Here is a 23,105-nt window from a genome sequence, read left to right on the forward strand (position 1 = left end):
CCACCCGCGGGCTCAGTAGCCGGCGAAGGCGTCCGTGGTGAGCCGACGCGCGCCACGCAGCGCCGGTGCGAGGTCGGCGATGAGGCGCGGCGGTCCGGAGACGTACGCCTGGCGGCTGTCCAGGTCCGGAACGAGCTCCTGCAGCATCGCGGCGTCGAGCCGGCCCCCACCGGCCCACTCGGCCCCGCTCGGCAGCTCGGGCCGATCCGGGGTCACCACCACGACGCGGGCGCCGGACGCGGCGACCTCGTCGAGGTACGCGCACTCCTCCGCCGAGGAGGCCACGAGCACGAGCACCGCGTCGGCGCGGTCGCCGGCGGCCAGCTGTGACACGAACGGCGTGATGCCGATCCCCGCGGCCACGAGGAGCACCGGGACCTGCCGGGCGGGCAGCACGAAGTCCCCCCAGACGCCTGTCGCGGTGAGCACGTCGTCGGTCTGCACGGCCTCGAGCGCACGCTTGTACGTGGATCCGGATCCGGTCTCGCGGTACGCGATGCGGACGAACGGCAGCTCGGCCGGCGCGGAGGCGATGCTGAACTCCCGGCGCGTGCCCCGGGCGTCGGGGCGGCGGTGCGGCACCTGCAGCTCGAGGTACTGCCCCGGCGCGAACCGGAACCCGCGCCGCGCCCGGAAGGTGAGCTCGTGCACGGTCGGCGTCAGGGCCCTGCGGCGCACGAGGGAGAGCCGGATCCCGGCACGGCCCACCAGAACCGCGGCGATCAGGTTGCCGATCAGCAGCGCGCGCTCTTGGCCGAGCGTGACGACGCCGAGGTTCAGCGGCCACCCGGCGAGCACCCCCACCACGCCGGCGACGAGCAGCCGCTGCCAGCGCCGCGACGGCAGCGTGAGCGGCTCGGTGAGCATGAACGCGCCGAGGAAGAGCACCGGCGACTGCAGCAGCACCGACGACAGCAGCGTCGCAGGATCGACGGCGAGCCCGGCCGCGGAGGACAGCACCGACATTCGCGCCGAGGACACCACCGCGTACACGGCGAGGAACAGCAGAACCATGCCGGACCGTTCGGTGCGCCACAGCACCAGCAGTCCGAGCAGGACCACGGGGATCGCCAGCGCGGGCGTGCCGACCCACCAGGCCGAGAACCCCAGACCGGTCACGGTCAGCACCGTCGCGCCCACGGCCGCAGGGTTGAACAGGTGACGGCCGCGCCACACCAGCAGGTACTTCGATGCGCCCGCCACGACGCCGGCGAGCGCGATGCCCCCGATCTGATCCGGGTTCGCGCCCGGCTGCACGACGAACAGCAGGATGAGCGCGGTGATCAGCGATGACTCGATCCGCCGCGGCACCCGCAGAAGGGCCTGAGCCACTGCATCCGTGCAGAAGGTCGCGAGCACGAGCAGCGCCAGACTGGCCACCAGGTCGAGCGGCGTGACGCCGATCCACCCGAGGGCGGACTCGACCACGGCGACCGCGGCGAGCGCGAGCAGCGCGTAGAGCGTGAGCCGGTACATCGACAGCCGACCGAGTGGCGCGAGCACCCGCTGGCGAAGCCCCACCAGCGTCGCGATCATGCGAACACCTCCATCCTCGTCCCTGCAGACCACTCCACGCCGCCGGTGGTGGTCATCCGCACCCATTCCACACCGAATCGAGCGGCGAACTCCGGACCCCCGTCGAAGAACAGCGCCGTGGCGGCCGCATCGGCCAGCATCGCCTCGTCCGCGATCGCCCAGGCCGCAGCGATCGTGCGCACCGGCTCACCCGTCCGGGCGTCCAGCACGTGGTGCAGCCCGCCGTGCTGCCCCGGCCACGCGCGCCGGTTCACGGCCGATCCGCACAGTGCCGCATCCGCGACGACGGCGACGCCGATGGCGCTCGTCGCGTCGAACGGATGCTCCAGCCCCACGCGGATCGGCCCGCCGCTCAGCCGGAGGTCGCCGCCCGCGTCGATGAGGCGCTCGGTGTGGCCGAGGGATCCCAGCAGATCGTGCACCACGTCCACGAGGCGCCCCTTGCCGAGCGCTCCGACGTCGATGAGCGCCGGCGCGCGCAGCGCCAGAGCAGCGTCGTCCCAGGCGAGGAGCGCGATCCAGTCGTGCGGAGCGGGATGGGCGCCGCGGTCGCGCATCGTGTAGCGGGCGTCGTATCCCCGCGCCGCCAGGCTGTCGCCGACGAGGGGCTGGACGGCTCCCCCCGTCACGTCCGAGAGCGCGCGGTACAGGTCGAGCATCGCTGCCGCGTCCGGCGGGGCCGGCACCTCCTGGGGTGCGGCGGCGAGCGCGGTCACCAGCGAGTCGTCGCGGAACCGCGACCAGGTCTGGTCGAAGTCGTCGATCACGTCGCCGACGGCGTCGCGCTCACCCGCTGTCACGGGCCGGACCGTCTCGATCTCCCAGACGGTGCCGATCGCCTCGAACCGCCAGGTGTGCACGTCAGCCCTTGGCTTCGGTGCGGATCGTGTCGAGAGCCTGCGTGAAGCCCTTGCTGGTGAGCGAGGATCCGGAGACCCGACTGACCGAGATGTCGTCGAGCTTCTTGCCGACCACCTGTGCGGCGATCCCGCCGACGAACTGAGCCTGATAGTGCTTGGTCTCCGCCGCCTGTGGATCCCCGGTCACGTCCACCGCGGTGACCGTGTCGTCCTGGATCGTCAGCGAGACCGAGATCTTCTCGACCGTCTCCGGCGTCTGGTACGAGCCCTCGGCGGTGTAGGTGCCGTCCTTGTACGCGCCGCCGCCACCGCCCGTGGATGCGCTCGAGGTCGACGGAGCCGAGGCGGTGCTCTGCGGCGCCGGGGTGTCCTTCGTGGTCTCGGCAGAGGACGCCTCGGCCGCGCATCCGGCCAGGAGGAGCGTTCCGGCGATGCCGACGAGGGCGGATCCGCGACGTGCCATGGGTGTGAGCTGCATGGATCCACCTTCCGCACTGCGCCTATGCGTCACCTTTGAGGCGGCCCGGCGGGCGATGAGGCTGGGCGCGTCAGGCCGCGCCGTCGAACATGCTCGTGACCGAGCCGTCCTCGAACACCTGCCGGATCGCGGTGGCCAGCAAGGGCGCGATCGGGAGGATCCGCAGGCCCGGGAAGCGACGCGCCTCCGAGAGCGGGATGGTGTCGGTGACGACGACCTCGTCGATCGCCGAGTCCTGCAGCCGCTCGCTCGCCGGATCCGAGAAGATCGCGTGGGTCGCTGCGACGATCACCTTGCGCGCGCCATTGGCCTTGAGCGCCTGGGCCGCCTTCACGATCGTGCCGCCGGTGTCGATCATGTCGTCGACGAGCAGGCAGGTGCGCCCGTCGACGGTGCCGACGATCTCGTGCACGGAGACCTGGTTCGCGACCTTCGGATCCCGGCGCTTGTGGATGATCGCCAGCGGCGCGCCGAGGCTGTCCGACCAGGTGTCGGCCACGCGCACGCGGCCCATGTCCGGCGACACGATGGTGAGGGTCTCGCGGTCCTCGGCCGTGAGGGTGTCCTCGAAGTGCTGCAGCAGCACCGGCTTGGCGAAGAGGTGGTCGACCGGGCCGTCGAAGAAGCCCTGGATCTGCGCGGCGTGCAGATCGACGCTCATCACGCGGTCGGCGCCGGCGACCTTGAACATGTCCGCCACCAGGCGCGCCGAGATCGGCTCGCGACCGCGCCCCTTCTTGTCCTGACGGGCGTACGGGTAATACGGGGCGACGACGGTGATCCGCTTGGCCGAGGCGCGCTTGGCGGCGTCGAGCATGATGAGCGTCTCCATGAGCCACTCGTTGATCGGCTGCCCGAAGGACTGCACGATGAACAGGTCGCAGCCACGGATCGAGACCTCGAAGCGGGCGTAGAGCTCGCCGGAGGCGAAGGTGCGGTGCTCCACCGGGGCGATCTCGGTGCCGAGCGCCGCGGCGACCGCGGCGGTGAGCTCAGGGTGCGAGCGACCGCCGGCGACGACGAGCCTCTTCTTGGTCTTGGCGACCAGGCCTGGCGCGATGTCGTTCTCGCGATCCAGCTCGACCGTCGTGTTCTTCTTGCGCCCCATCGGACCCGCCTATTCCGCCGAATCGGCACGCGCTGCTTCTGCCGCGGCCGTGCCTGCTCTGTTCTTCTCGACCCACCCCTCGATGTTGCGCTGAGGTGCGACAGTCATCGCGAGAGCACCGGCGGGGACGTCCTTGCGGACGACGGCTCCGGCGCCGGTCTTCGCGCCGGCTCCCAGCCTAACGGGCGCGACGAGCACCGTGTGCGAGCCGGTGTGCACCTCGTCGCCGATCTCGGTGCGGTGCTTGTTCACGTCGTCGTAGTTCGCGGTGATCGTGGACGCACCGAGGTTGACGCCGCGGCCCACCGTCGCATCGCCGACGTAGGACAGGTGCGGCACCTTCGAGCCGTCGCCGATCTGGGCGTTCTTGGTCTCGACGTAGGCGCCGATCTTCCCGCCCTCGCCGAGGGTGGTGCCGGCGCGCAGGTAGGAGAACGGGCCGACGGTGGCGCGGGCGCCGATCACGGCGAGCGTCGCCTCGGAGCGGCGCACCTCGGCGTCCTCCCCCACCTCGGTGCTGACGAGCGTCGTGTCCGGGCCGACCACCGCTCCCGTCGCGACCGTACTGGCGCGGAGGATGTGCGTGTTGGGCAGGATCGTGACGTCGGGGGCGAGCGTCACATCGTCGTCGATCCAGGTCGTGGCCGGATCCTGGATCGTCACGCCCTCACGCTGCCAGCGGCGCACGATGCGGTCGTTCAGCGTACGGGCCGCCTCGGCGAGCTGGATCCGGTCATTGATGCCGAACGTGGCCGCGGTGTCGGCGGCGATCTCGACGGCCACCTTCTCGTCGTTCTCGCGCAGCAGGCCGATCACGGTGGTGAGGTACATCTCGCCCTGGGCGTTGTCCGTGGTCACCTGGGCGAGCTGCGTGCGCAGCAGACCGGCGCGGAACACGTAGACGCCGGCGTTGATCTCGCGGGTCGCCTGCTCCGCCTCGTCGGCGTCCTTCTGCTCGACGATGCGCGCGACGTCGCCGTCGGCATCGCGGATGATGCGCCCGTATCCGGTCGGGTCGTCGACGATCGCGCTGAGCACGGTCGCCGCGGCGGCCGCAGCGCGGTGCCCGTCCACGAGCGCCTGCAGCGTCTCCGCCTCCAGCAGCGGCACGTCGCCCGAGAGCACCAGCACATCGCCGTCGAAGCCGGAGGGCAGCGCGTCGAGCGCCACCTGCACCGCCCGCCCGGTGCCGGGGATCTCGTCCTGGTCGACGATCACGACGTCGGGGTGCTCGGCCTCCAGGGCCGCCACCACCTGGTCGCGCTCGTGGCGCACCACGACCTCGATGGTGTCGGCGCCCAGCCGGGAGGCGGTGGCCAGCACGTGCCCCACGAGCGTGCGCCCGGCGATCGGGTGCAGCACCTTCGGGAGGCGGGATTTCATGCGCGTGCCCTGGCCGGCAGCGAGCACGATGATGGCGAGTGCGTTCTGCGTCATGCTCCGCCGCCAGGATTCGAACCCGGACCTCACAGCTCCAAAGGCTGTCGTGCTGCCATTACACCACGGCGGACCGCGGCCGCCGAGGCGATGGCCGCCCGACAAGTCTGCCAGACCGCGGCGGGCGTGACCGGCTCGGAACCGGTCGGCAATACCGCTGTAACGTCGCTGCGCGACGCTGGGACGATGAACATCCGCATCACCCGGGTGCACACCCCGACGCCCGAGCTCGAGCGCTTCCTGACCGACCACCTCCGGGACATGGAAGCGACCGCGCCGCCCGAGAGCCGGCATGCTCTCGACATCACCGGCCTGCTCGCCCCCACGGTGCGCCTGTTCGCCGCGACCGTGGACGGCGTGCTCGTCGGAACCGGAGCGCTGGCCGAGCTGGAGCCGGGCCACGAGGAGCTCAAGTCGATGCGCACCGCCCCGTCGATGCGCGGTCGCGGAGTGGCCTCCGTGATGCTCACCGCCCTGCTCGACGACGCGCGCGACCGCGGCATCAGCCGGATCTCGCTGGAGACCGGCGCCGATGACTTCTTCTGGCCCGCGCATCGCCTGTACGCCAAGGCGGGCTTCGACGAGTGCGAGCCGTTCGGGGCGTACACCGACGATCCGCACAGCCTGTTCCTGACGATCCGGGTGACACCCAGGACGCTTCCGGTGAGCATCGCCACCGGTCCGCTGCCGGTGCCGGGGAGCTACGCCCTGAGCCCGCGATAATGGACGGATGAGCATCGGCGAGGAGCGGACGGGCGACGAGGTCGACCGCATCGTCGCGGCGTGGAACACGCAGCGACCGGATCTGGACTTCTCCCCCCTCGAAGTGCTCTCCCGCGTCGACCGGCTCTCCCGCCTGCTCGACCGCGCCCGCCGCGACGTGTTCCGCCGCAGCGACCTGGAGACGTGGGAGTGGGACGTGCTGTCCGCGCTGCGCCGCGCCGGCGCCCCGTTCCAGCTCAGCCCGAAGCAGCTGCTGCAGCAGACGCTCGTCTCCAGCGGCACCATGACGAACCGCATCGACCGGCTGGTGGGACGCCGGCTGGTGCGCCGCGAGGCGGATCCGGGCGACGGCCGCAGCGTGCTCGTCACCCTGACCGACGACGGCAGGGTGCGCGTGGACGCGGCGATCACGCGCCTCGTCGACGCCGAGGCGACCCTGCTGTCCGCGCTGGGCCGCAGCGACCGCGAGCGCATCGCGGCGCTGCTGCGCAAGCTCAGCCTGAGCTTCGACGCCTGATCGCGCTCAATCCCTCGGCTCGACCACGACCACGACCTTGCCGGTCACCCGCCCGGTCTCGACCCGCTCCTCGGCGGCAGCGAGGTCATCCAGGCCGTACTCCCCGTCGAGGTGCACCGTGAGCCGACCCGCATCGGCGAGCGCGGAGATCTCCGTGAGCTGCGCGCCGTTCGCGACGACGAGGATCCGCTGCACCGGATCCGCGCCCCACGCGCGCAGCTGCGCCTCCTGCTCGGCGGTGAAGCCGGTGATCGTGATCACCGACGTCCCCTCGCGGATCGCCCCGCGCGGCGGGAGCGTGTCCGAGACCGTGACGATCACCGCGTCCACCGGAGCGACCGCCTCGAGCGCATCGCGGTCGTGGTAGTCGATCACCTCGTCCGCACCCCAGGACGCGACGACGGCCTGCTTCGCCGGGCTTGCGGTCGCGATCACGTGCGCTCCCCTGGCCTTCGCGAGCTGGACCGCGAAGTGGCCGACGCCGCCCGCGCCCCCGAGCACGAGCACGCGGCGGCCGTCCGCTCCCGCCGCGGCTTCCGTGCCCGCGGCGTCCAGCGCCTGCCACGCCGTCAGCGCGGCGAGCGGCGCCGCGCCCGCCTGCGCCGCGCTCCACGAGTGCGGCGCAGGGGCGAGATCCCCGGCGGGGACGGCGACGAGTTCGGCGAGGGTGTGCGCCGCATCGGGGAAGCGGGCCAGGGCGAACACCGCGTCGCCCGCACCCCATCCGGTGACGCCGGGCCCGACGGCCGCGACCGTGCCCGCGACGTCCCACCCGGGACGATCCGAGTACCGGATCGATCCGAAGTCGTGCCCCGCGGCGCGGATCTTGACGTCCACGGGGTTGAGCCCGACCGCGGCGACGCGGACGAGCACCTCTCCCGGGCCCGCGACCGGGGCGTCGACCTCACGGAACGCGACGACGTCCGCCGCGCTCCCCGGACCTGTGTAGACCGCTGTGCGCATGTGCTCTCGTCCTCCCGTCAGACCTGGGCCGGCGTCCACGCGGAGACGCTGCTGAGACGCGCGATCTCCTCGGCGGAGAGCTCGAGGCGCGCGCCGGCGAGCAGGTCCGGCACCTGGTCGGCCGTGCGCGCACTGGCGATCGGCGCGACGACGGTCGGCTGGGCGCGCAGCCAGGCGAGCGCGGTCGCGGTGATCGAGGCGCTGTGCGCGTCGCCGATCTCCTGGAGCGCGTCGATGATCCGCAGACCGTGCTCCGTCGCATACTTGGCGGCGCCGGCGGCTCGCGGGGAGGACTGGCCGGTCGCGTCGGTGGAGCGGTACTTGCCGGTGAGGAAGCCGCTCGCGAGCGCGTAGTACGGGACGAGGCCGAGGTCGAACTCGGTCGCGACGGGGATGATCTTCTCCTCGACGTCGTTGCGGTGCACGAGGTTGTAGTGCGGCTGCACGGCCACCGGCAGAGCGACGCCGCTCGCCTGCGCGATCCGGATCCACTCGCGGATCCGCTCGGCCGAGTAGTTCGACACGCCGACGTACCGGACCAGGCCGTCGGCGACGAGCTGCCCGAAGGCGGCCACGGTCTCCTCCAGCGGCACCGTCTCGTCGTCGAAGTGCGCGTAGTACAGGTCGATCGCGTCCACGCCGAGCCGGTCCAGCGACGCCTCCGCCGCGCGACGGATGTTGCCGGCCGACAGACCGCGGAACTGCGGATGCTGGCTCACCTTGGTCGCGACCACGAGTCCTTCGGGGCGTCGCGAGGCGAGCCACTCCCCGATGATCGTCTCGCTCTCGCCGCCGCTGTTGCCCGGCACCCAGGCGCTGTACGCGTCGGCGGTGTCGATGAAGTTCCCGCCTCCCGCCACGAACGCGTCGAGCACGGCGAACGAGGCGTCGCGGTCGGCCGTCCAGCCGAACACGTTGCCGCCGAGCGAGAGCGGGAAGACGGACAGGTCACTGGATCCGATGCGTGTCATACTCCGGGGCAACCGAGGATCGGCGACGACTATTTCCGGGTGACGTCGCGTGTCGTCGACCGGGCGCGGGCTGCCGCGCCGCTCCCGCACAGGTCGCGCGAACTAGGCTGGGGCGAATGGCGATGCCCTCTCCCCTGCCCGTGCGCGACGGCGTCGGCGCGACGCGTCTGCGCGTGCCCGCCGAGGGGCCGTGGCCGACCGTGGGCGCCTACATGGCCGAGCGGTTCTTCCACCTCGACCCGGAGCGGCTGCTGAGCCGGTTCGACCGCGGCGAGATCGTGGCCTTCGACGGGACCGCCCTCAGCCGCGCGACCCCATTGGGTGCGCACGACTTCGTCTGGTACTACCGCGAGCCGCCGGTGGAGAAGGAGATCCCGTTCGACGTGGAGGTCCTGCATCAGGACGCGGATCTCGTGGTCGTCGACAAGCCGCACTTCCTGCCCACGACCCCCGGCGGCAAGTACCTGCAGAACTCCGCCCTGGTGCGGCTGCGCAACGCGCTGGGAATCCCGGAGCTCACGCCGATACACCGCCTGGACCGCGCGACGGCGGGCCTGCTGATGTTCTCCGCGCGTCCGGCGACCCGTGGGGCGTACCAGCTGCTGTTCGAGCGCCGCGAGGTGGAGAAGGTCTACGAGGCCGTCTCGCTGCTGCCGGCCGACTGGGATCCCGACGCTCCTGCGCTGGCCGGATCCGCCTTCCCTCTCGTGCACCGCAACCACATCGCCAAGCTCCGCGGCAGCGTGTGCGTGCAGACGGATCCCGCCCGCGAGCCGAACGCGGAGACGCTCATCGAGCTGCGCGGCTTCGACGACCGCGTGCTGCACACCCTGCTGCGCCCGCACTCCGGACGCATGCACCAGCTGCGCGTGCACCTCGCCGAGCTCGGCGCGGGGATCCTCCACGACGGCTTCTACCCGGAGCTGCTGCCGGAGACGCCGGACGATTTCGCGCGCCCCCTGCAGCTGCTCGCCCGGGAGCTGCGCTTCATCGACCCGCTCTCCGGCGCGCCGCGCGAGTTCACCACGCGGCGCACGCTGCAGGAGGCGCCGCGGCCCGTCAGCGCCGCATGATGCGCCGGGCCAGCCACGTCCCGAGCGTCTGCACGAGGTGCACGAACACCACGATGAGGATGATCGCCGCCCACATCACGACGGGCTCGAACTGCCGGAAGCCGTAGACCTGCGCGAAAGCGCCGAGGCCTCCGCCGCCGACGAGACCCGCCATCGCCGTCATGTCGATGAGGGCGACGACGATGAAGGTGTAACCGAGGATCAGCGGGCCGAGCGCCTCGGGCATCACGACCGTGAGCAGGATGCGCCACGGGCCCGCGCCCATCGAGCGCGCCGCCTCGATCACGCCGGGCGAGACGGACACCAGATGCTGCTCGACGATGCGCCCGATCGCGAACGACGCCGCCACCCCGATCGCGAACGCTCCCGCGTTGATGCCGATGCCCGTGCCGATCACGAGCCGGGTGAACGGCTGCAGCACGGCGATGAAGATCACGAACGGGATCGGCCGGAAGAAGTTCACGAGGAACGAGATCAGGGTGCTCACCGCACGGTTCGGCATGAGGCCGCCGGGGCGGGTGACGTAGAGCCCGATGCCGATGATCGTGCCGATCACGCCCGACATGACGAGCGCGATCGTCGTCATGTACAGCGTTTCAACGGCGGCCTGCCAGAAGTCCGGCAGCAGCTCGATGAGACGATCCATCAGCGCACCTCGCCTTCCACGCCCGCCCGTGCGTCGGGCGCATCGGATCCGATCTCGGTCACCGTCGCATGAGCCCGGATCCGGCCCAGAGCAGCGTCGATCGCCGGATCCGCGCCGCGGATCGCCAGGGTGAGATGCCCGAACGCGCGGCCGCGGATGTCGTTGATCCCGCCGTAGACGAGCTCGAACTCCAGGCCCGCCTCCGCGAGGTCGAGGAACACCTGCGCCTGCGACGAGTCTCCGTCGCGGAAGGAGAACGTGACCAGGCGGCCCTCGTGACGCGCCCGCAGCGACGCCTGCTCGGCCGGGGTCGGCACCCCCTTGATCACGGTTCCCACGAACCGCTGCGACGCCGGGTTCTGCGGATTCGAGAACACCTCGAACACGTCGCCCTGCTCCACGACCCGGCCGTTCTCCATGACGGCCACCTTCGTGGCGAGCGTCTGGATCACATCCATCTCATGCGTGATGACGACGATGGTGACGCCCTGCTCGCGGTTCACGCGGCGCAGCAGTTCGAGCACCTCGTGGGTGGTCTGCGGATCCAGCGCGCTGGTCGCCTCATCGGCGAGCAGGATCGCCGGCCGGGTGGCGAGGGCGCGCGCGATGCCGACGCGCTGCTTCTGACCGCCGGAGAGCTGCTCGGGATACGCCTTGGCCTTGTCGGAGAGGCCGACGAACGCGAGCAGTTCGGCGACGCGCGCGTCGATGTCCGCCTTCGCCCAGCCGGCGAGCTTGAGCGGGTACGCGATGTTCGCCTTGACGGTCTTCGCGGAGAAGAGGTTGAACTGCTGGAAGATCATGCCGATCCCGCCGCGGACGCGACGCAGCTCGCGCTCGGAGAGCGTCGTGATGTCGACGCCGTCGACGATCAGGTGCCCGCTCGTGGCGGGCTCCAGCGCGTTGATCAGGCGCACCAGGGTCGACTTGCCCGCGCCGGAGTATCCGATGATGCCGAAGACGTCCCCCTGGGCGATGTCGAGGGACACATCGTCGACCGCGACGACGGGGGCGCCGTCGCGCGCGGTCGGCGGATAGGACTTGGTGACGCCCTGCAGGCTCACGATCGGCATGGGTTCTCCGGTTGGTTCTGCGTCATGAAGTCATGGGACGCGGAACCGGGCGACGCGGTTCGGCGTCGCCCGGTTCCGGCGGCTGCGGCGGGCGTGGCCGCCGCTGCGGAGCTCTGGAGCTCAGTTCTTGTGCGCCTTGACGTCCGCCTCGACCTTGGCCTGCACCTTCTGCAGGTCGGCCGCGGACAGGACGGTCGGCACCCCGATGTCACCCGAGGCCTTCTTGAGCCCTGCCTGCACGGCGGGGTCCTTCTGGAAGATCTCGACGAGCTTCAGGTAGGTCGCGTTGTCCTTGTCCTTGGCACGTGCGGCGAAGATGTTGACATAGGGCTGGGCGCTCGGATCCTTGGCGTCGTCCTGCGTGAGGGCGTCCGCGAAGGTGAGCCCCGCATCCTTCACGAAGTCATTGTTGATGATCGCTGCGTCGACGTCCGGGAGCGACGTCGGGATGAGCGCCGCCTCCAACGCGGTCACCTTGACCTTGGACGCCGCCGTGTCGACGTCGGCAAGGTCGGACAGCGCGGTGCCTCCCGACTTCAGCTTCACGAGACCGGCCGACTGCAGCACGAGCAGAGCGCGCGCCTGGTTGGAGGCGTCGTCCGGAACCGCGACCGTGCCGCCCGCCGGGATCTCCTTCACGCTCTTGTGCTTCTTCGAGTAGAGACCGAGCGGATAGATGGCCGTGGATCCGATCGCCTGCAGATCCTTGCCCGACTTCACGTTGTACTGCGCGAGGTAGACGATGTGCTGGAACTCGTTGAGGTCGAGCTCGCCCTCGCTGAGGGCCGGGTTGGGCTGCTCGTAGGAGCCGAAGTCCACGATCTCGACGGTGATGCCCTCCTTCTTGGCGGCCGCGACGAACGCGGGCCACTGCGGGTCGCTCTTGCCGACGACGCCGATCTTGACCGGCTTGCTGGATGCGTCGGTCGGGTCAGCGCCGGCGCTCGAGCCGGAGGCGCAGCCGACGAGGGAGAAGACGAGCGCGGCGGCCGCGGTGGCGGCGGCGAGCGCGGTGGTGAGCTTGCGGGACATGGCTGTGAGTTCCTCTCTTGGGGGACATCACAACGCTAGGAGCGGGATCGCACGGCGTCCGAATCACTCCGTCACACGACGTCACAGCTCGGGATCCGCCCTGCGGCCCCCAGGGCTCAGTCGAACTCCTCCAGCCCCTGCAGGCGGAGCTGCTCGAGGTCGAGCCGGGCGGAGATGCGCCGCACCACGAGGTCGTCGACCGTGCCCGAGCGGCGCAGGCCCAGCAGCACCTCGCGCTTGCGGTCCAGCAGCGCGAGCTTGAGCCGGGTGTGCTCCTCGTGGCGGATGAGCGGCGAGCGCTGCATCAGGTCGACGTCCTCCGAGGTCGCGATCATCTGCAGCGTGGCGCCCTCGACGATCGTCCGTCGTGGGGCCGCCCCGGTGCCGCCGTCGATCGGCTCGCCGCCGACGCCGTCAGCCCCGATGCCGTCGAGCCCGGCGGCGTCCGGCTCCGGCTGGGTGCCGGCCGCGAGCGGATCGGGCTGACCGAGCATCTCGTCGAGCGCCTTGACCTCTGCGTCGACGAGGGCCTGCTCGCGGGCCAGCGTCCGCGCGTTCGTGTACTCGAGCATCTGGTAGCCCTCGAAGCGGATCCGGTCGCGCACCTCGTCGCTGACCTGGTGCCGCGCGGCCAGATCGTCCAGCGCGGCGAGCGCGGCGCCCGAGATCGTGCGCTCGGCGAGTTCGTACTCCTCGACCTCGCCCTGGTCCGCCGGGATCCGGGCCCAGCGCACCATGGCCGGCAGGAGCGTGCCCTGCACGAGCAGGCTGAGCAGGATCACGCCCGCCGTGACGAAGACGATCTCGTCACGGCCGTCCACCGCTCCCCCGGCGACGGCCCCCGCGGGCACCGACAGCGCGATCGCGAGCGACACCGCACCCCGCATGCCCGCGAACGTGCTGAGCACCCGGGCGCGGGCCCGCACACCGCGGGGCGGCCGCGGACCGGTGCGCTGGTAGAACGGCACGCTGAGCAGCTGGAACAGGTAGCGCACCACCAGCAGGGCGACCCACACCGCGAGGGTGACCAGCACCAGGCGTCCGATCGCCCCCGCCGAGATCTGGTGCACGACGTACTGCACCTCGAGCCCGATGAGCACGAACAGGGCGCCGTTGAGGAGGAACACCCCGAACGGCCAGGCCGACTCCGCCTGCCGGCGGGACTGCGCCGTGGTCACCGTCGGCGACACGTACGCGATGATCACGCCGGCGACGACGACCGCCAGCACGCCCGAGGCCGTGATGAGCTCCGCCAGGAGGAAGGCGACGAACGGGACCAGGAGCAGGGCCGTGTTGATCACGATCGTCGAGGTGACCATGCGCAGCAGCAGGTAGGCCAGCGCGGCGACCGCGACGCCCGCCGCGATCCCGCCGAGGTACGACACGAGCACCGACCACGTGACGCTGAGCGGCGTCACCCGACCGCCGATGGCGAGGGAGATGCCGATCGCGTACAGCACCAGGGCGGTGCCGTCGTTGGTGAGGCTCTCCGCCTTGAGCTTCATGAACATGCGCCGGGGCAGCAGGCGGCCGAGCGCGGCGACGGCCGTCGCGTCCGGCGGCGCGACCGCGGCGCCGAGGATCAGCGCCGTCTCCCAGGGGAGGCCGAACAGCAGGCCGATGCCGGCGACGGCGAAGGCCGACGCCACCACGAGCAGCGTGCTCATCGGCAGGATGTACCGGAAGTCGCGCCGGATGGCGCGCAGCGAGGTGGTGAGGCTCTCCCAGAACAGCATCACGGGCAGGAACAGCAGCAGCACCGTCTCCGGGGGAAGCTGGATCTCCCGCAGGGCGGGGACGAAGCCCAGCGCGAGGCCCAGAACGACCAGCACCAGCGGCAGCGCGAGCCGCAGCCGCGGCGCGAGCAGTGCCCCCGTGAGGATCGTGAGTCCCAGCAGGACGGTGACCTCGAGACCTTCCATGTGCGGTCTCCTCTCGTCGTGCGACGCGGATCGAGCGTGGCGTTCCGCGAAGTGCCACAGCGTCGGATGACTCCACGGTATTCCCCGGCGCGTCCGTGCGACAGGCGGGAGTCAGCGCCCTGCCTCGATCCCCTCTGCCGCCGGGTCCGCGACGTGGGTGTGCATCCGCACGCCCTCGTCGTTGAAGATGCTGATGATCTGGGCAGGTCTTCCTCCGGCCGCCGACATCGCGTGCGGCGTGCGGGTGTCGAACTCGGCGGCCTCGCCGCGCGTGAGCACGAGATCCTGACCGCCGAGGCGCAGCCGCAGCCGGCCGGAGATGACCGAGAACCACTCGTAGCCGTCGTGCACCCGCAGTGCGGGAAGACGGGTCACCGGCGGGTAGGTGATCCGGTAGGTGTGCACGGGCGAGCCTTCCGGGGAGAGCGGCACGATGACGACCCCGTCGCGGCGGATCACGGGTCGGCGGATGCGGGGATCGGGCGTCTCCTCCGGCAGGAGGTCCTCGATCCGGATGCCCAGGCGCCGGGTCAGCGGCAGCAGCAGCTCGAGGCTCGCCTGACGCTTTCCCGATTCCAGGCGGGACAGGGTGCTGGCCGACATCTCCGCCCGTTCGGCCAGTTCCTCGAGAGTCCATCCGCGGGCCCGCCGAGCGGCGCGCAGCCGCGGTCCCACCTGGGCCAGCTCATCCTGCACGACTTCCCCTTCTTGCCAAAACCGCAAGTTCACTTGCGATCCTGTGAGCATAGCCCCTGCACTGGATGCATGGAAACCGTGAACTCATCCGCCTCCTGGGACGTGATCGTCATCGGCGGTGGCGCTGCCGGCCTCTCCGCCGCGCTGCTGCTCGGGCGGGCGCGCCGTCGCACGCTGGTCATCGATGCGGGCAGCCCGCGCAACCGCTTCGCCGCGCACATGCACGGCGTGCTCGGGAACGAGGGCGCGTCGCCGTCGGGCCTCCTTCGGCGCGGCAGGGAGGAGGTCGCCGGCTACGGCGTCGAGACCCGTGACGGCGCGGTCGCCGGTGTGCGCGATGAGGGCGACGTCCTGGTCGTCGCCGTCGACGGCGCCGAGGAGCGCACCCGAGCGCTCGTGGTCGCCAGCGGCATCGACGACGACCTCCCCGCGGTCGCCGGGCTCGCCGAACGCTGGGGCACGAGCGTGCTGCACTGCCCGTACTGCCACGGCTGGGAGGTGCGCGACCGTCGGCTCGCGGTGTTGGCGACTTCGCCCGCGTCACTGCACCAGGCGAAGATGGTGCGGCAGTGGAGTGACGACGTCGTGCTCTTCTCCGCCGGGCTCGGCGGCCTGGACCCCTCCGACGAGCGTCTGCTGCGCGCCCGCGGCATCGAGATCGTCGCCTCGCCCGCCGTCGAGGTGCTCGGGGAGGGAACCACCGTCAGCGCCATCCGCACGGCCGACGGTGCCGAGATCCCGGTCGATGCGGTGTTCACCGGCGGTCGCCCGGTGCCGCACGACGGATTCCTCGACGACCTCCGCCTCGCCCGGGCCGACCTCCCGTCGGGTCTCGGATCCTTCGTGCAGGCGGACGCCACCGGGAGGACGTCGCACCCGCGCATCTGGGCGGCCGGGAACGTGGTGAACCCGATGGCGACGGTGCCGATGGCGATCGGCGCGGGTGCCATGGCCGGCGCCGGGGTCAACGGCACTCTCGTCGAGGAGGACTTCCGTCTCGTGGCCGGCGCGCTCAGCCCAGCTGCTCGGTGAGCTCGAACCAGCGCAGCTCCAGCTCGTCCACCTCGTCCTGCTGCGCCTGGATCGCCTTCATCTTCTCGCCGAGGCCGGCGTAGTCGGACTGATCGTGGTCGGCGAGCGCATGCTTGGCGCGGTCGATCTGCTCGGCGAGCTTCTGCATGCGCCGTTCGAGCGCGGAGACCTCCTTCTCCGCGGCCCGGCGGTCCGCCCCGCTCAGTGCCGGTTCGGCGGCGGCCGGGGCGGATCCCGACTGCGCTCCCGAATCCTTCGGCGCCGCCTGCTCGAGCGCCCGCAGCCGCAGGTACTCGTCGACGCCGCCGGGCAGGTGCCGCAGGCGCCCGCCGAGGATCGCGTACTGCTGGTCCGTCACGCGCTCCAGGAAGTAGCGATCGTGGCTGACGACGAGGAGCGTGCCCGGCCACGAGTCGAGGAGGTCCTCGATGGCGGCGAGCATGTCCGTGTCCATGTCGTTCGTGGGCTCGTCGAGGATCATCACGTTGGGCTGGTCCAGCAGCACGAGCAGCAGCTGCAGCCGGCGCTGCTGGCCTCCGGACAGGTCCTTGACCGGGGTGGACAACTGTGCCGAGGAGAACCCGAGGCGCTCCAGCAGCTGGCCGGGCGTGAGCTCGGCGGCCTTGGATCCTGTACCGAACGTGTAGGTCGTGCGCAGGCGCCCGATCACGACGCGGACGGGCTCGTCCCACACGTCCTGCAGTTCGTCCAGGCGCTGGGTGAGGGTGCGCACCTGCACCGTCTTGCCGTGCTTGACCCGGCCGCTGGTGGGTTCCACGGTCCCGGCCACGAGGCCGAGCAGGGTGGACTTGCCCGCGCCGTTGACGCCGAGGATGCCGGTGCGCTCCCCGGGGGCGATGCGCCACTCCACGTCGCGCAGCACCTCGCGCTCCGGCGTCGTGGCCGTCGCCGGGAACGTCACACCCGCGTCGATGAGGTCGACCACGTCCTTGCCGAGACGCGACACCGCGAGCGACTGCAGCGCGATCCGGTCGCGGATCTCGGGCACGTCTGCGATGAGCGCGTTCGCCGCGTCGATGCGGAACTTCGGCTTCGAGGTGCGCGCGGGCGCGCCACGGCGCAGCCACGCCAGCTCCTTGCGGGCGAGGTTCTGCCGCTTCGCCTCGGTCGCCGCCGCCATCCGGTCCCGCTCCACGCGCTGCAGGATGTACGCGGCGTAGCCGCCCTCGAAGGGCTCGACGATCCGGTCGTGCACCTCCCAGGTCTCGGTGCACACCTCGTCCAGGAACCAGCGGTCGTGCGTGACCACCATGAGCGCGCCCTGGCCCGCCGGCCAGCGCCGCTTCAGATGCTCCGCGAGCCAGCCGATGGCCTCCACGTCGAGGTGGTTGGTGGGCTCGTCCAGAGCGATGATGTCCCAGTCGCCGGCGAGGAGCTTCGCGAGCGCGACGCGACGCCGCTGCCCTCCGGAGAGGTCGGCGACCGAGGCGTCCCAGTCCAGGTCCCCGACGAGCCCGTCGATCACGTCGCGGATCCTCGGATCCCCGGCCCACTCGTGCTCCGCCGCATCGCCGACGATGGCGCGTCCCACGGTGAGCGCGTCGTCCAGGACGTCGGCCTGGTCGAGCACGCCGATCGTCGTCCCGCCGCGCACGGTCACCCGGCCGGCGTCCGGCTCCAGACGGCCGGCGAGCATCGCCAGCAGGCTCGACTTGCCGTCGCCGTTGCGGCCGACGATGCCGATCCGGTCGCCCTCCTCGATGCCGAGGGTGACGGAGTCGAAGACGACGCGGGTGGGGAATTCGAGGTGGAGCCCTTCGGCCCCGAGAAGATGTGCCATGTCGGATCCCAGGGTAGTCGCGTGCTCTCCCGGCCCGCCTCCGGCTCAGGCTGGGCGCACGTGCACGACGTCGCCGGCCGCCACGCGGTGCACGCCCCCGGCCGACACCAGAAGGCAGCCGTCCTCGCCCAGGCCCGTCGCCTCGCCCACGAGGTCCGCGCCGGCCGGGAGCATCACGCGCACGGTGCGTCCGAGCGTGACGCAGCGCGCAGCGACGGCGTCGCGCAGCCCGCTCGCCACGGCCGAGCCGTGCTCCGCGAGGCCGTCGATCCAGCCGTCCAGCCGGGCGAGGTAGCCCGCGACCAGCAGGTCGACGTCGACGTCGACGCCCTCGACCGCGAAGGAGGTCGCGGTCTGCACCGGCAGCTGCTCGGCCGTCATCCTGGTGTTGACGCCGGATCCCACGATCACGGCCTCGGATCCGGAGGCTTCCGCGAGGATCCCGCAGATCTTCCGCTCTCCGACGAGCACGTCGTTCGGCCACTTCACGCCGACCGGGCGCCCGGGAAGCTGCGCCGCGACCGCATCCGCCATGGCGAGCCCGGCCGCGAGCGGGATCCAGCCGCGCTCGGCGACGGGGATCCGCGGCACCCGCAGCAGTACGGAGAGGGCGATCGCGGAGCCCGCGGGAGCCGTCCAGACGCGGTCCAGCCGGCCCCGCCCGGCGACCTGGTCCTCGGTGAGGATCGCGGACAGGTGGGGCCATCCCGCCTCATCCTCGGCGTGCGCGCGCAGGTCGGCGTTCGTGGAGCCGGTGGACGCGACGACCTCGAGCCGCGAGGCGGCCGCGGTGCTGTGCGGGAAAGTCATGCGGTCACCCTATCCGGGGCCCTTCGGAGCCCTCGCGACCGGCGATCGGATCGGAGGGTCCGCACAGAGGATCCGGCCGGGGAGTTGTGCCTCTCATCCAACGGTCGCGAGGGCCCCGGCGCTAATGTGGAGACCGTGACGGACACGCCTGACCTCTACACGACCGCCGGCAAGATCGCCGACCTCCGCGCCCGCTACGACGAGGCCGTCGTCTCGGCAGAGGCGAAGGCGAAGGAGAAGCAGCACGCCAAGGGCAAGATGACGGCCCGCGAGCGCATCGAGCTGCTGGTGGATCCGGGCAGCTTCGTCGAGTTCGACGAGTACGTGCGGCACCGCACGACCGCTTTCGGGATGGACCGCAACCGGCCCTACGGCGACTCGGTCGTCACCGGAGTCGGCACCATCAACGGGCGCACGGTCGCGGTGTACTCGCAGGACTTCACGACCTTCGGCGGCTCGCTCGGCGAGGTCTCCGGCGACAAGATCATCAAGATCATGGAGTTCGCGCTGCGCAGCGGCGTGCCGATCATCGGCATCCTCGACTCGGGCGGGGCGCGCATCCAGGAGGGCGTGCTCGCGCTCAGCAAGTACGGCGAGATCTTCCGGCTGAACACCCGCTCCTCCGGCGTGATCCCGCAGATCTCGATCATCATGGGCCCGGCCGCGGGCGGCGCCGTCTACGGCCCCGCCCTCACCGACTTCGTCATCATGGTCGACAAGACCAGCCAGATGTTCGTGACCGGCCCCGACGTCATCAAGACCGTGACCGGCGAGGACGTCGGCATGGAGGAGCTCGGCGGCGCCTACACCCACAACACCCGCTCGGGCGTCGCGCATTACCTCGCCGAGGACGAGGACGACGCGATCGACTACGCGCGCACCCTGCTGAGCTTCCTGCCCGACAACAACATGGCGGAGCTTCCCGCCTACGCGAGCGGCTTCGAGTTCGAGACCACGGACGCGGACCGGGCGCTCAACACGCTGATCCCGGACTCCCCGAACCAGCCCTACGACATCCACACCGTCATCGAGCACGTCGTCGACGACGGCGACTTCCTCGAGGTGCAGCCGCTGTTCGCGCCCAACATCGTGATCGGCTTCGGCCGCGTCGAGGGGCGCTCTGTCGGCATCATCGCCAACCAGCCCTCGCAGATGGCGGGCACCCTGAACATCGAGGCCGGAGAGAAGGCCAGCCGCTTCGTGCGATTCTGCGACGCGTTCTCGATCCCGATCGTCACCCTCGTCGACGTGCCCGGCTACCTCCCCGGCACCGACCAGGAGTGGACCGGCGTCATCCGCCGCGGCGCGAAGCTCATCTACGCGTACGCCGAGGCCACCGTGCCGCTCGTCACCGTGATCCTGCGCAAAGCCTACGGCGGCGCGTACATCGTCATGGGCTCCAAGCAGCTCGGCGCAGACGTGAACCTCGCCTGGCCGACGGCCGAGATCGCGGTCATGGGCGGCCAGGGCGCCGTGAACATCCTCTACCGCGGCGAGATCAAGCGCGCCGAAGAGGCCGGCGAGGATGTCGCTGCCGTGCGCACGCGCCTGGCCAACGAGTACACCTACAACGTCACGAGCCCGTTCCTCGCCGCCGAGCGCGGGGAGATCGACGGCATCATCGAGCCGGCCAACACCCGCGTCTCGATCGCGAAGGCGCTGCGGGCCCTGCGCGGCAAGCGCGCCGAGCTGCCTCCGAAGAAGCACGGGAACATCCCGCTGTGAGCGCCGAGGACGCGGCCGACGCGGTCGAGATCCAGGTGCTCCGCGGCTCCGCCACCGAGGAGGAGCTCGCGGCGCTCATCGCCGTGCTCTCCGAGGCGTTCGCCGCCGAGGAGGCCGACGCGGTGGCCGCCCAGAAGCCCGTCTCCGCCTGGGAGCGCAACCAGCGCGGGCTGCGCACTCCGCTGCGCCGGGACATCCCCTGGGGACGCTTCTCGGGCTGACCGCGGAACCCGCTGCAGCGCGGGCGGATCCAGGAATTTCGCCTCCGTCTGAATTTGTCCCCCAAAATACCTACAGACATCCTCTGCGCGACCCGGAAGACTCTTTCTTGCAACGCTTCGCGTTCGACCGGATCTCCGCCACAGGGTAGGCAGACGATCTCCGGTCTTTGCGGACGGTTTTCGGGTAACTGTTCCGCACCTGGCGAGGGGCGGGCGGCTTCGCCGCCCCTCGCCCTTTCTTATGCCGTCAGTCCGCGTGGGTGCGCGGGATCTCGTGCCAGAGTTCGACGGAATCCTCGTCGGACGACTCCCCCGCCGCCGAACGACCCACGACCGTCACCGCGACACGCGGATCCTTCGGGGCGCGGATGATCAGCCGGGCCGAGGAGGAGCCGGAGAGCACGTCGGCCAGCTCCTCCCGGATCCGGCCCTTGGTCTGCTCGTCCAGCCCGTTCAGGCCGCCGTCGTCGAACACCGTGACCGACGCGCCCCTCGCGCGCGCCGACTCGATCGCCGCGCGCGCCCGCTCGTTGAGCAGCTCGCCGCCGCGGATCTCGTCCCGCAGACGCCCTTCGGCCAGCCGCGCGGTGCGCCGCTCCTCCGGCGAGAGCTCGCCGCGCGTCTCGATGACCCGACTGAGCACGGGTCCGGCCACCGTGAGGGCGTACTGCACGCGCTCGCGGCGCTCCCGCTGGCGCACGATCTGCGTCGCCTGCCACGCGGATGCCGCCTGCTGGATGCCGGCGAGACGATCGGTGTCGCGCACGGCTCGGCGCCAGAACGCGACGAGCAGCTGGGCGATCACCATCCACACGGTGGATCCGACCAGGCCCAGCCCGAGTGCGGCGAGGAAGCCGATCCAGGCGGTCGAGGCGATGGTGAGCAGGACCAGCACCAGCCATCCCTCCAGGGGGCGGCGCCGCACGATGCAGACGACGCCGATCAGGCCGACGGAGCCGATGTACCAGGTGGCGTAGGGCGCGAGCAGCTGATCCGGATCCAGACCGAGGTTGCTCAGCTGCGGGATCGCGATCGCTGAGGCGAGCGCGAGGGCGGCGGCCCAGCGCGGCATCTGCACGGCGCGCCCGGCGCCGACGATCGCGATCACCGCGAACGAGGCGAGGTAGATGGCGACCGCGAGCAGCACCAGCAGCGGGCGCGGGGGCGGCGACGTCCACGCCAGCGCACGCGCAGCGAAGTAGCAGGCGAACACGAGCGCCAGTCCGGTCGCCACGATGCGCACGGTGAGTCTCATGAGTGCGACCACCCCAGCGTCACGACGGTGCCGTGGCGATCGGAGTCGATGGTGGCGACTCCGCCCACCGCCGCCATCCGGGCCAGGATCGAGGCGCGGATGCCGAGGCGATCCGGGCCCACCTGGGCCGGATCGAATCCGCCGCCGGTGTCGCTGACCTTGACCGTGAGCCCGGTGTCCCCGTGCCCCTCCACGACCACGGCGAGCCCGCGACCGGAGGCGTGCGCGACCGCGTTGCCGATGGCCTGCCGCGCGGCGAGCGCCATCGCCCGGGCGACGCGGTCGGGCACGGCGCCGTGTCCGAAGTGCTCGACCTCGATCGACAGCCCCATCTGCCGCACGGCGACGCGCAGGTCCTCGACGAGCAGCTCGATCTGCACCGGCTCCTCGCTGCCCTCCTGCGCGGGCGCCTCCGCGTTGGCCAGACGGGTGAGGGCCTCCCGCGCCATGTCGACAGCGAGCGCGCGTGCTCGATCGGTCTCGGCTCGCTCCGCGGCGATGAGCGCGGCGAGCACGCTGTCGTGCATGAGCGCGGCGACGGCGACCCGCTCGTGCTCCGCGGCCTCGGCGGCCGCGGCGGCGGTGTACAGCGCGACCGCGCGACCGCGGGCGTCGTCGACGCCGTTGGCGACGGACCGGAACATCCACCCCAGCGCCACCAGCACCAGCCCGAGGATCAGGGTGAACGACACGTCGAAAGCGGTGACGACCCAGAAGTCGGACCGGAACTCGCCCTGCAGGAGCCGCACCGTGCCGTAGAGGAAGGGTCCGATGAGCGCCCACGCTACCTGCACGCCGAGCGGGAAGGCGACGACGGCGGCGACCCCGGCCACGTTGACGAGGAAGAAGATCCACGGCTGATCCGACGGCACGAGATTGCGGTGCGTGGCGACGAAGGGCCACAGCGCGAGATCCACGATGTACGCGACGAAGAACACGCCGGCGGTAAGGCGCACGGCGCGTCCGATCGCGCAGCACACGAGCATCGCGAGCCACGGCACGAACACGAGCGCCATCATCGCCACGTGCGGGACGTCGACGACGGTCAGCTTGACGAGGGCGTTGACGAGCGCCTGGGTACCCAGGGCGAGCGCGCCCACGCCGACGACGATGGCGATGATGCGCTCGATCCGCCGTCCGGCGAAGCGCTCCAGCTCCTGCCCGACCTCGCCGGGTGTGGGGATCTTCTCCCAGGCCTCCCTGAGGCCCTGGTCCGCCGACACGCC

Annotated in this window: 22 protein-coding genes and 1 tRNA gene; 6 read left to right on the forward strand and 17 right to left on the reverse strand. The window is 71.4% G+C overall.

The window, feature by feature from the left end; translation table 11 throughout:
• Positions 1-12: 12 nt before the first annotated feature.
• The 6 genes from AERO9AM_RS13190 to AERO9AM_RS13215 form a co-directional block, all read right to left on the reverse strand.
• On the reverse strand, positions 13-1,536 hold the full coding sequence (locus AERO9AM_RS13190; protein ID WP_159576547.1) for an FAD-dependent oxidoreductase: 1,524 nt from the start codon (positions 1,534-1,536) through the stop codon (positions 13-15).
• The gene (locus tag AERO9AM_RS13195; protein ID WP_159576548.1) at positions 1,533-2,396 is read right to left on the reverse strand and encodes an FAD:protein FMN transferase; all 864 of its coding nucleotides are present in this window, start codon (positions 2,394-2,396) and stop codon (positions 1,533-1,535) included. The genes AERO9AM_RS13190 and AERO9AM_RS13195 overlap by 4 nt, the downstream gene beginning before the upstream one ends.
• Before the next feature lies 1 nt (position 2,397).
• Complete coding sequence (locus tag AERO9AM_RS13200; RefSeq protein WP_159576549.1) at positions 2,398-2,874, reverse strand: FMN-binding protein; 477 nt, start codon at positions 2,872-2,874, stop codon at positions 2,398-2,400.
• Between the two features lie 70 nt (positions 2,875-2,944).
• Positions 2,945-3,982: a ribose-phosphate diphosphokinase gene (locus AERO9AM_RS13205; RefSeq protein ID WP_159576550.1), complete on the reverse strand. Its 1,038-nt coding sequence runs from the start codon at positions 3,980-3,982 to the stop codon at positions 2,945-2,947.
• 9 nt (positions 3,983-3,991) lie between these two features.
• A complete protein-coding gene (glmU, locus tag AERO9AM_RS13210) occupies positions 3,992-5,419 on the reverse strand; it encodes a bifunctional UDP-N-acetylglucosamine diphosphorylase/glucosamine-1-phosphate N-acetyltransferase GlmU (RefSeq protein ID WP_159576551.1) in 1,428 nt (475 codons plus the stop codon).
• Position 5,420: 1 nt separating this feature from the next.
• Positions 5,421-5,492 (reverse strand) — tRNA-Gln (locus AERO9AM_RS13215).
• Between the two features lie 113 nt (positions 5,493-5,605).
• On the opposite strand from AERO9AM_RS13215, the gene AERO9AM_RS13220 reads away from it, so the two are divergent.
• Positions 5,606-6,142 (forward strand): GNAT family N-acetyltransferase, encoded by a 537-nt coding sequence (locus AERO9AM_RS13220; RefSeq protein ID WP_159576552.1) that lies wholly within the window; start codon positions 5,606-5,608, stop codon positions 6,140-6,142.
• A 7-nt stretch (positions 6,143-6,149) separates the two neighbouring features.
• A complete protein-coding gene (locus AERO9AM_RS13225; RefSeq protein ID WP_159576553.1) occupies positions 6,150-6,659 on the forward strand; it encodes a MarR family winged helix-turn-helix transcriptional regulator in 510 nt (169 codons plus the stop codon).
• 6 nt (positions 6,660-6,665) lie between these two features.
• On the opposite strand, the gene AERO9AM_RS13230 is transcribed toward AERO9AM_RS13225, so the two are convergent.
• Positions 6,666-7,622 carry an NADP-dependent oxidoreductase gene (locus AERO9AM_RS13230; protein WP_159576554.1) on the reverse strand — a complete coding sequence of 319 codons (957 nt, stop codon included), beginning with the start codon at positions 7,620-7,622 and terminating at the stop codon, positions 6,666-6,668.
• 17 nt (positions 7,623-7,639) lie between these two features.
• On the reverse strand, positions 7,640-8,593 hold the full coding sequence (locus AERO9AM_RS13235) for an aldo/keto reductase (protein WP_159576555.1): 954 nt from the start codon (positions 8,591-8,593) through the stop codon (positions 7,640-7,642).
• Positions 8,594-8,709: 116 nt separating this feature from the next.
• Between AERO9AM_RS13235 and AERO9AM_RS13240 the strand changes: the two genes are divergently transcribed.
• Entirely contained in the window at positions 8,710-9,666 is a 957-nt protein-coding gene (locus AERO9AM_RS13240; protein ID WP_159576556.1) for a pseudouridine synthase, read from the forward strand.
• Here the strand turns inward: AERO9AM_RS13240 and AERO9AM_RS13245 are convergent.
• The 5 genes from AERO9AM_RS13245 to AERO9AM_RS13265 form a co-directional block, all read right to left on the reverse strand.
• The gene (locus AERO9AM_RS13245) at positions 9,653-10,312 is read right to left on the reverse strand and encodes a methionine ABC transporter permease (protein WP_159576557.1); all 660 of its coding nucleotides are present in this window, start codon (positions 10,310-10,312) and stop codon (positions 9,653-9,655) included. The two genes, AERO9AM_RS13240 and AERO9AM_RS13245, sit on opposite strands and share 14 nt — an antisense overlap.
• Positions 10,312-11,385, reverse strand: a complete 1,074-nt coding sequence (locus AERO9AM_RS13250) for a methionine ABC transporter ATP-binding protein (RefSeq protein WP_159576558.1) — start codon at positions 11,383-11,385, stop codon at positions 10,312-10,314. Before AERO9AM_RS13250 ends, AERO9AM_RS13245 begins: the two co-directional genes overlap by 1 nt.
• Positions 11,386-11,505: 120 nt before the next feature.
• Positions 11,506-12,417, reverse strand: a complete 912-nt coding sequence (locus AERO9AM_RS13255) for a MetQ/NlpA family ABC transporter substrate-binding protein (RefSeq protein WP_159576559.1) — start codon at positions 12,415-12,417, stop codon at positions 11,506-11,508.
• A 116-nt stretch (positions 12,418-12,533) separates the two neighbouring features.
• Entirely contained in the window at positions 12,534-14,339 is a 1,806-nt protein-coding gene (locus tag AERO9AM_RS13260) for a Na+/H+ antiporter (protein WP_159576560.1), read from the reverse strand.
• 111 nt (positions 14,340-14,450) lie between these two features.
• Positions 14,451-15,035: a helix-turn-helix domain-containing protein gene (locus tag AERO9AM_RS13265; RefSeq protein ID WP_236602618.1), complete on the reverse strand. Its 585-nt coding sequence runs from the start codon at positions 15,033-15,035 to the stop codon at positions 14,451-14,453.
• Between the two features lie 69 nt (positions 15,036-15,104).
• Between AERO9AM_RS13265 and AERO9AM_RS13270 the strand changes: the two genes are divergently transcribed.
• Positions 15,105-16,067: an NAD(P)/FAD-dependent oxidoreductase gene (locus AERO9AM_RS13270; protein ID WP_159576562.1), complete on the forward strand. Its 963-nt coding sequence runs from the start codon at positions 15,105-15,107 to the stop codon at positions 16,065-16,067.
• Here AERO9AM_RS13270 and AERO9AM_RS13275 read toward each other — a convergent pair.
• Both AERO9AM_RS13275 and AERO9AM_RS13280 read right to left on the reverse strand, forming a co-directional pair.
• Positions 16,048-17,868 (reverse strand): ABC-F family ATP-binding cassette domain-containing protein, encoded by a 1,821-nt coding sequence (locus AERO9AM_RS13275; RefSeq protein WP_159576563.1) that lies wholly within the window; start codon positions 17,866-17,868, stop codon positions 16,048-16,050. The genes AERO9AM_RS13270 and AERO9AM_RS13275 overlap by 20 nt on opposite strands.
• 45 nt (positions 17,869-17,913) lie before the next feature.
• Positions 17,914-18,678: a biotin--[acetyl-CoA-carboxylase] ligase gene (locus AERO9AM_RS13280; protein WP_159576564.1), complete on the reverse strand. Its 765-nt coding sequence runs from the start codon at positions 18,676-18,678 to the stop codon at positions 17,914-17,916.
• A 135-nt stretch (positions 18,679-18,813) separates the two neighbouring features.
• On the opposite strand from AERO9AM_RS13280, the gene AERO9AM_RS13285 reads away from it, so the two are divergent.
• Together AERO9AM_RS13285 and AERO9AM_RS13290 are read left to right on the forward strand one after the other, a co-directional pair.
• Positions 18,814-20,403, forward strand: coding sequence for an acyl-CoA carboxylase subunit beta (locus tag AERO9AM_RS13285; RefSeq protein WP_442923258.1), 1,590 nt, complete (start codon positions 18,814-18,816; stop codon positions 20,401-20,403).
• The gene (locus AERO9AM_RS13290; RefSeq protein WP_159576566.1) at positions 20,400-20,624 is read left to right on the forward strand and encodes an acyl-CoA carboxylase subunit epsilon; all 225 of its coding nucleotides are present in this window, start codon (positions 20,400-20,402) and stop codon (positions 20,622-20,624) included. The genes AERO9AM_RS13285 and AERO9AM_RS13290 overlap by 4 nt, the downstream gene beginning before the upstream one ends.
• A 247-nt stretch (positions 20,625-20,871) precedes the next feature.
• On the opposite strand, the gene AERO9AM_RS13295 is transcribed toward AERO9AM_RS13290, so the two are convergent.
• Complete coding sequence (locus AERO9AM_RS13295) at positions 20,872-21,879, reverse strand: hypothetical protein (protein ID WP_159576567.1); 1,008 nt, start codon at positions 21,877-21,879, stop codon at positions 20,872-20,874.
• Positions 21,876-23,102 carry a sensor histidine kinase gene (locus AERO9AM_RS13300; RefSeq protein ID WP_159576568.1) on the reverse strand — a complete coding sequence of 409 codons (1,227 nt, stop codon included), beginning with the start codon at positions 23,100-23,102 and terminating at the stop codon, positions 21,876-21,878. The genes AERO9AM_RS13295 and AERO9AM_RS13300 overlap by 4 nt, the downstream gene beginning before the upstream one ends.
• Between the last annotated feature and the right edge of the window lie 3 nt (positions 23,103-23,105).

The sequence above is a fragment of the Microbacterium sp. 8M genome, assembly GCF_902506375.1.
GTDB lineage: Bacteria > Actinomycetota > Actinomycetes > Actinomycetales > Microbacteriaceae > Microbacterium.

Excerpts from the sequence above, each read along its gene's own strand:
- AERO9AM_RS13190 (WP_159576547.1), bottom strand. The coding sequence starts at position 1,536 with ATGATCGCGACGCTGGTGGGGCTTCGCCAGCGGGTGCTCGCGCCACTC.
- AERO9AM_RS13200 (WP_159576549.1), bottom strand. The coding sequence starts at position 2,874 with ATGCAGCTCACACCCATGGCACGTCGCGGATCCGCCCTCGTCGGCATC.
- AERO9AM_RS13205 (WP_159576550.1), bottom strand. The coding sequence starts at position 3,982 with ATGGGGCGCAAGAAGAACACGACGGTCGAGCTGGATCGCGAGAACGAC.
- glmU (WP_159576551.1), bottom strand. The coding sequence starts at position 5,419 with ATGACGCAGAACGCACTCGCCATCATCGTGCTCGCTGCCGGCCAGGGC.
- AERO9AM_RS13220 (WP_159576552.1), top strand. The coding sequence starts at position 5,606 with ATGAACATCCGCATCACCCGGGTGCACACCCCGACGCCCGAGCTCGAG.
- AERO9AM_RS13225 (WP_159576553.1), top strand. The coding sequence starts at position 6,150 with ATGAGCATCGGCGAGGAGCGGACGGGCGACGAGGTCGACCGCATCGTC.
- AERO9AM_RS13230 (WP_159576554.1), bottom strand. The coding sequence starts at position 7,622 with ATGCGCACAGCGGTCTACACAGGTCCGGGGAGCGCGGCGGACGTCGTC.
- AERO9AM_RS13235 (WP_159576555.1), bottom strand. The coding sequence starts at position 8,593 with ATGACACGCATCGGATCCAGTGACCTGTCCGTCTTCCCGCTCTCGCTC.
- AERO9AM_RS13240 (WP_159576556.1), top strand. The coding sequence starts at position 8,710 with ATGGCGATGCCCTCTCCCCTGCCCGTGCGCGACGGCGTCGGCGCGACG.
- AERO9AM_RS13245 (WP_159576557.1), bottom strand. The coding sequence starts at position 10,312 with ATGGATCGTCTCATCGAGCTGCTGCCGGACTTCTGGCAGGCCGCCGTT.
- AERO9AM_RS13250 (WP_159576558.1), bottom strand. The coding sequence starts at position 11,385 with ATGCCGATCGTGAGCCTGCAGGGCGTCACCAAGTCCTATCCGCCGACC.
- AERO9AM_RS13255 (WP_159576559.1), bottom strand. The coding sequence starts at position 12,417 with ATGTCCCGCAAGCTCACCACCGCGCTCGCCGCCGCCACCGCGGCCGCC.
- AERO9AM_RS13260 (WP_159576560.1), bottom strand. The coding sequence starts at position 14,339 with ATGGAAGGTCTCGAGGTCACCGTCCTGCTGGGACTCACGATCCTCACG.
- AERO9AM_RS13270 (WP_159576562.1), top strand. The coding sequence starts at position 15,105 with ATGGAAACCGTGAACTCATCCGCCTCCTGGGACGTGATCGTCATCGGC.
- AERO9AM_RS13275 (WP_159576563.1), bottom strand. The coding sequence starts at position 17,868 with ATGGCACATCTTCTCGGGGCCGAAGGGCTCCACCTCGAATTCCCCACC.
- AERO9AM_RS13280 (WP_159576564.1), bottom strand. The coding sequence starts at position 18,678 with ATGACTTTCCCGCACAGCACCGCGGCCGCCTCGCGGCTCGAGGTCGTC.
- AERO9AM_RS13295 (WP_159576567.1), bottom strand. The coding sequence starts at position 21,879 with ATGAGACTCACCGTGCGCATCGTGGCGACCGGACTGGCGCTCGTGTTC.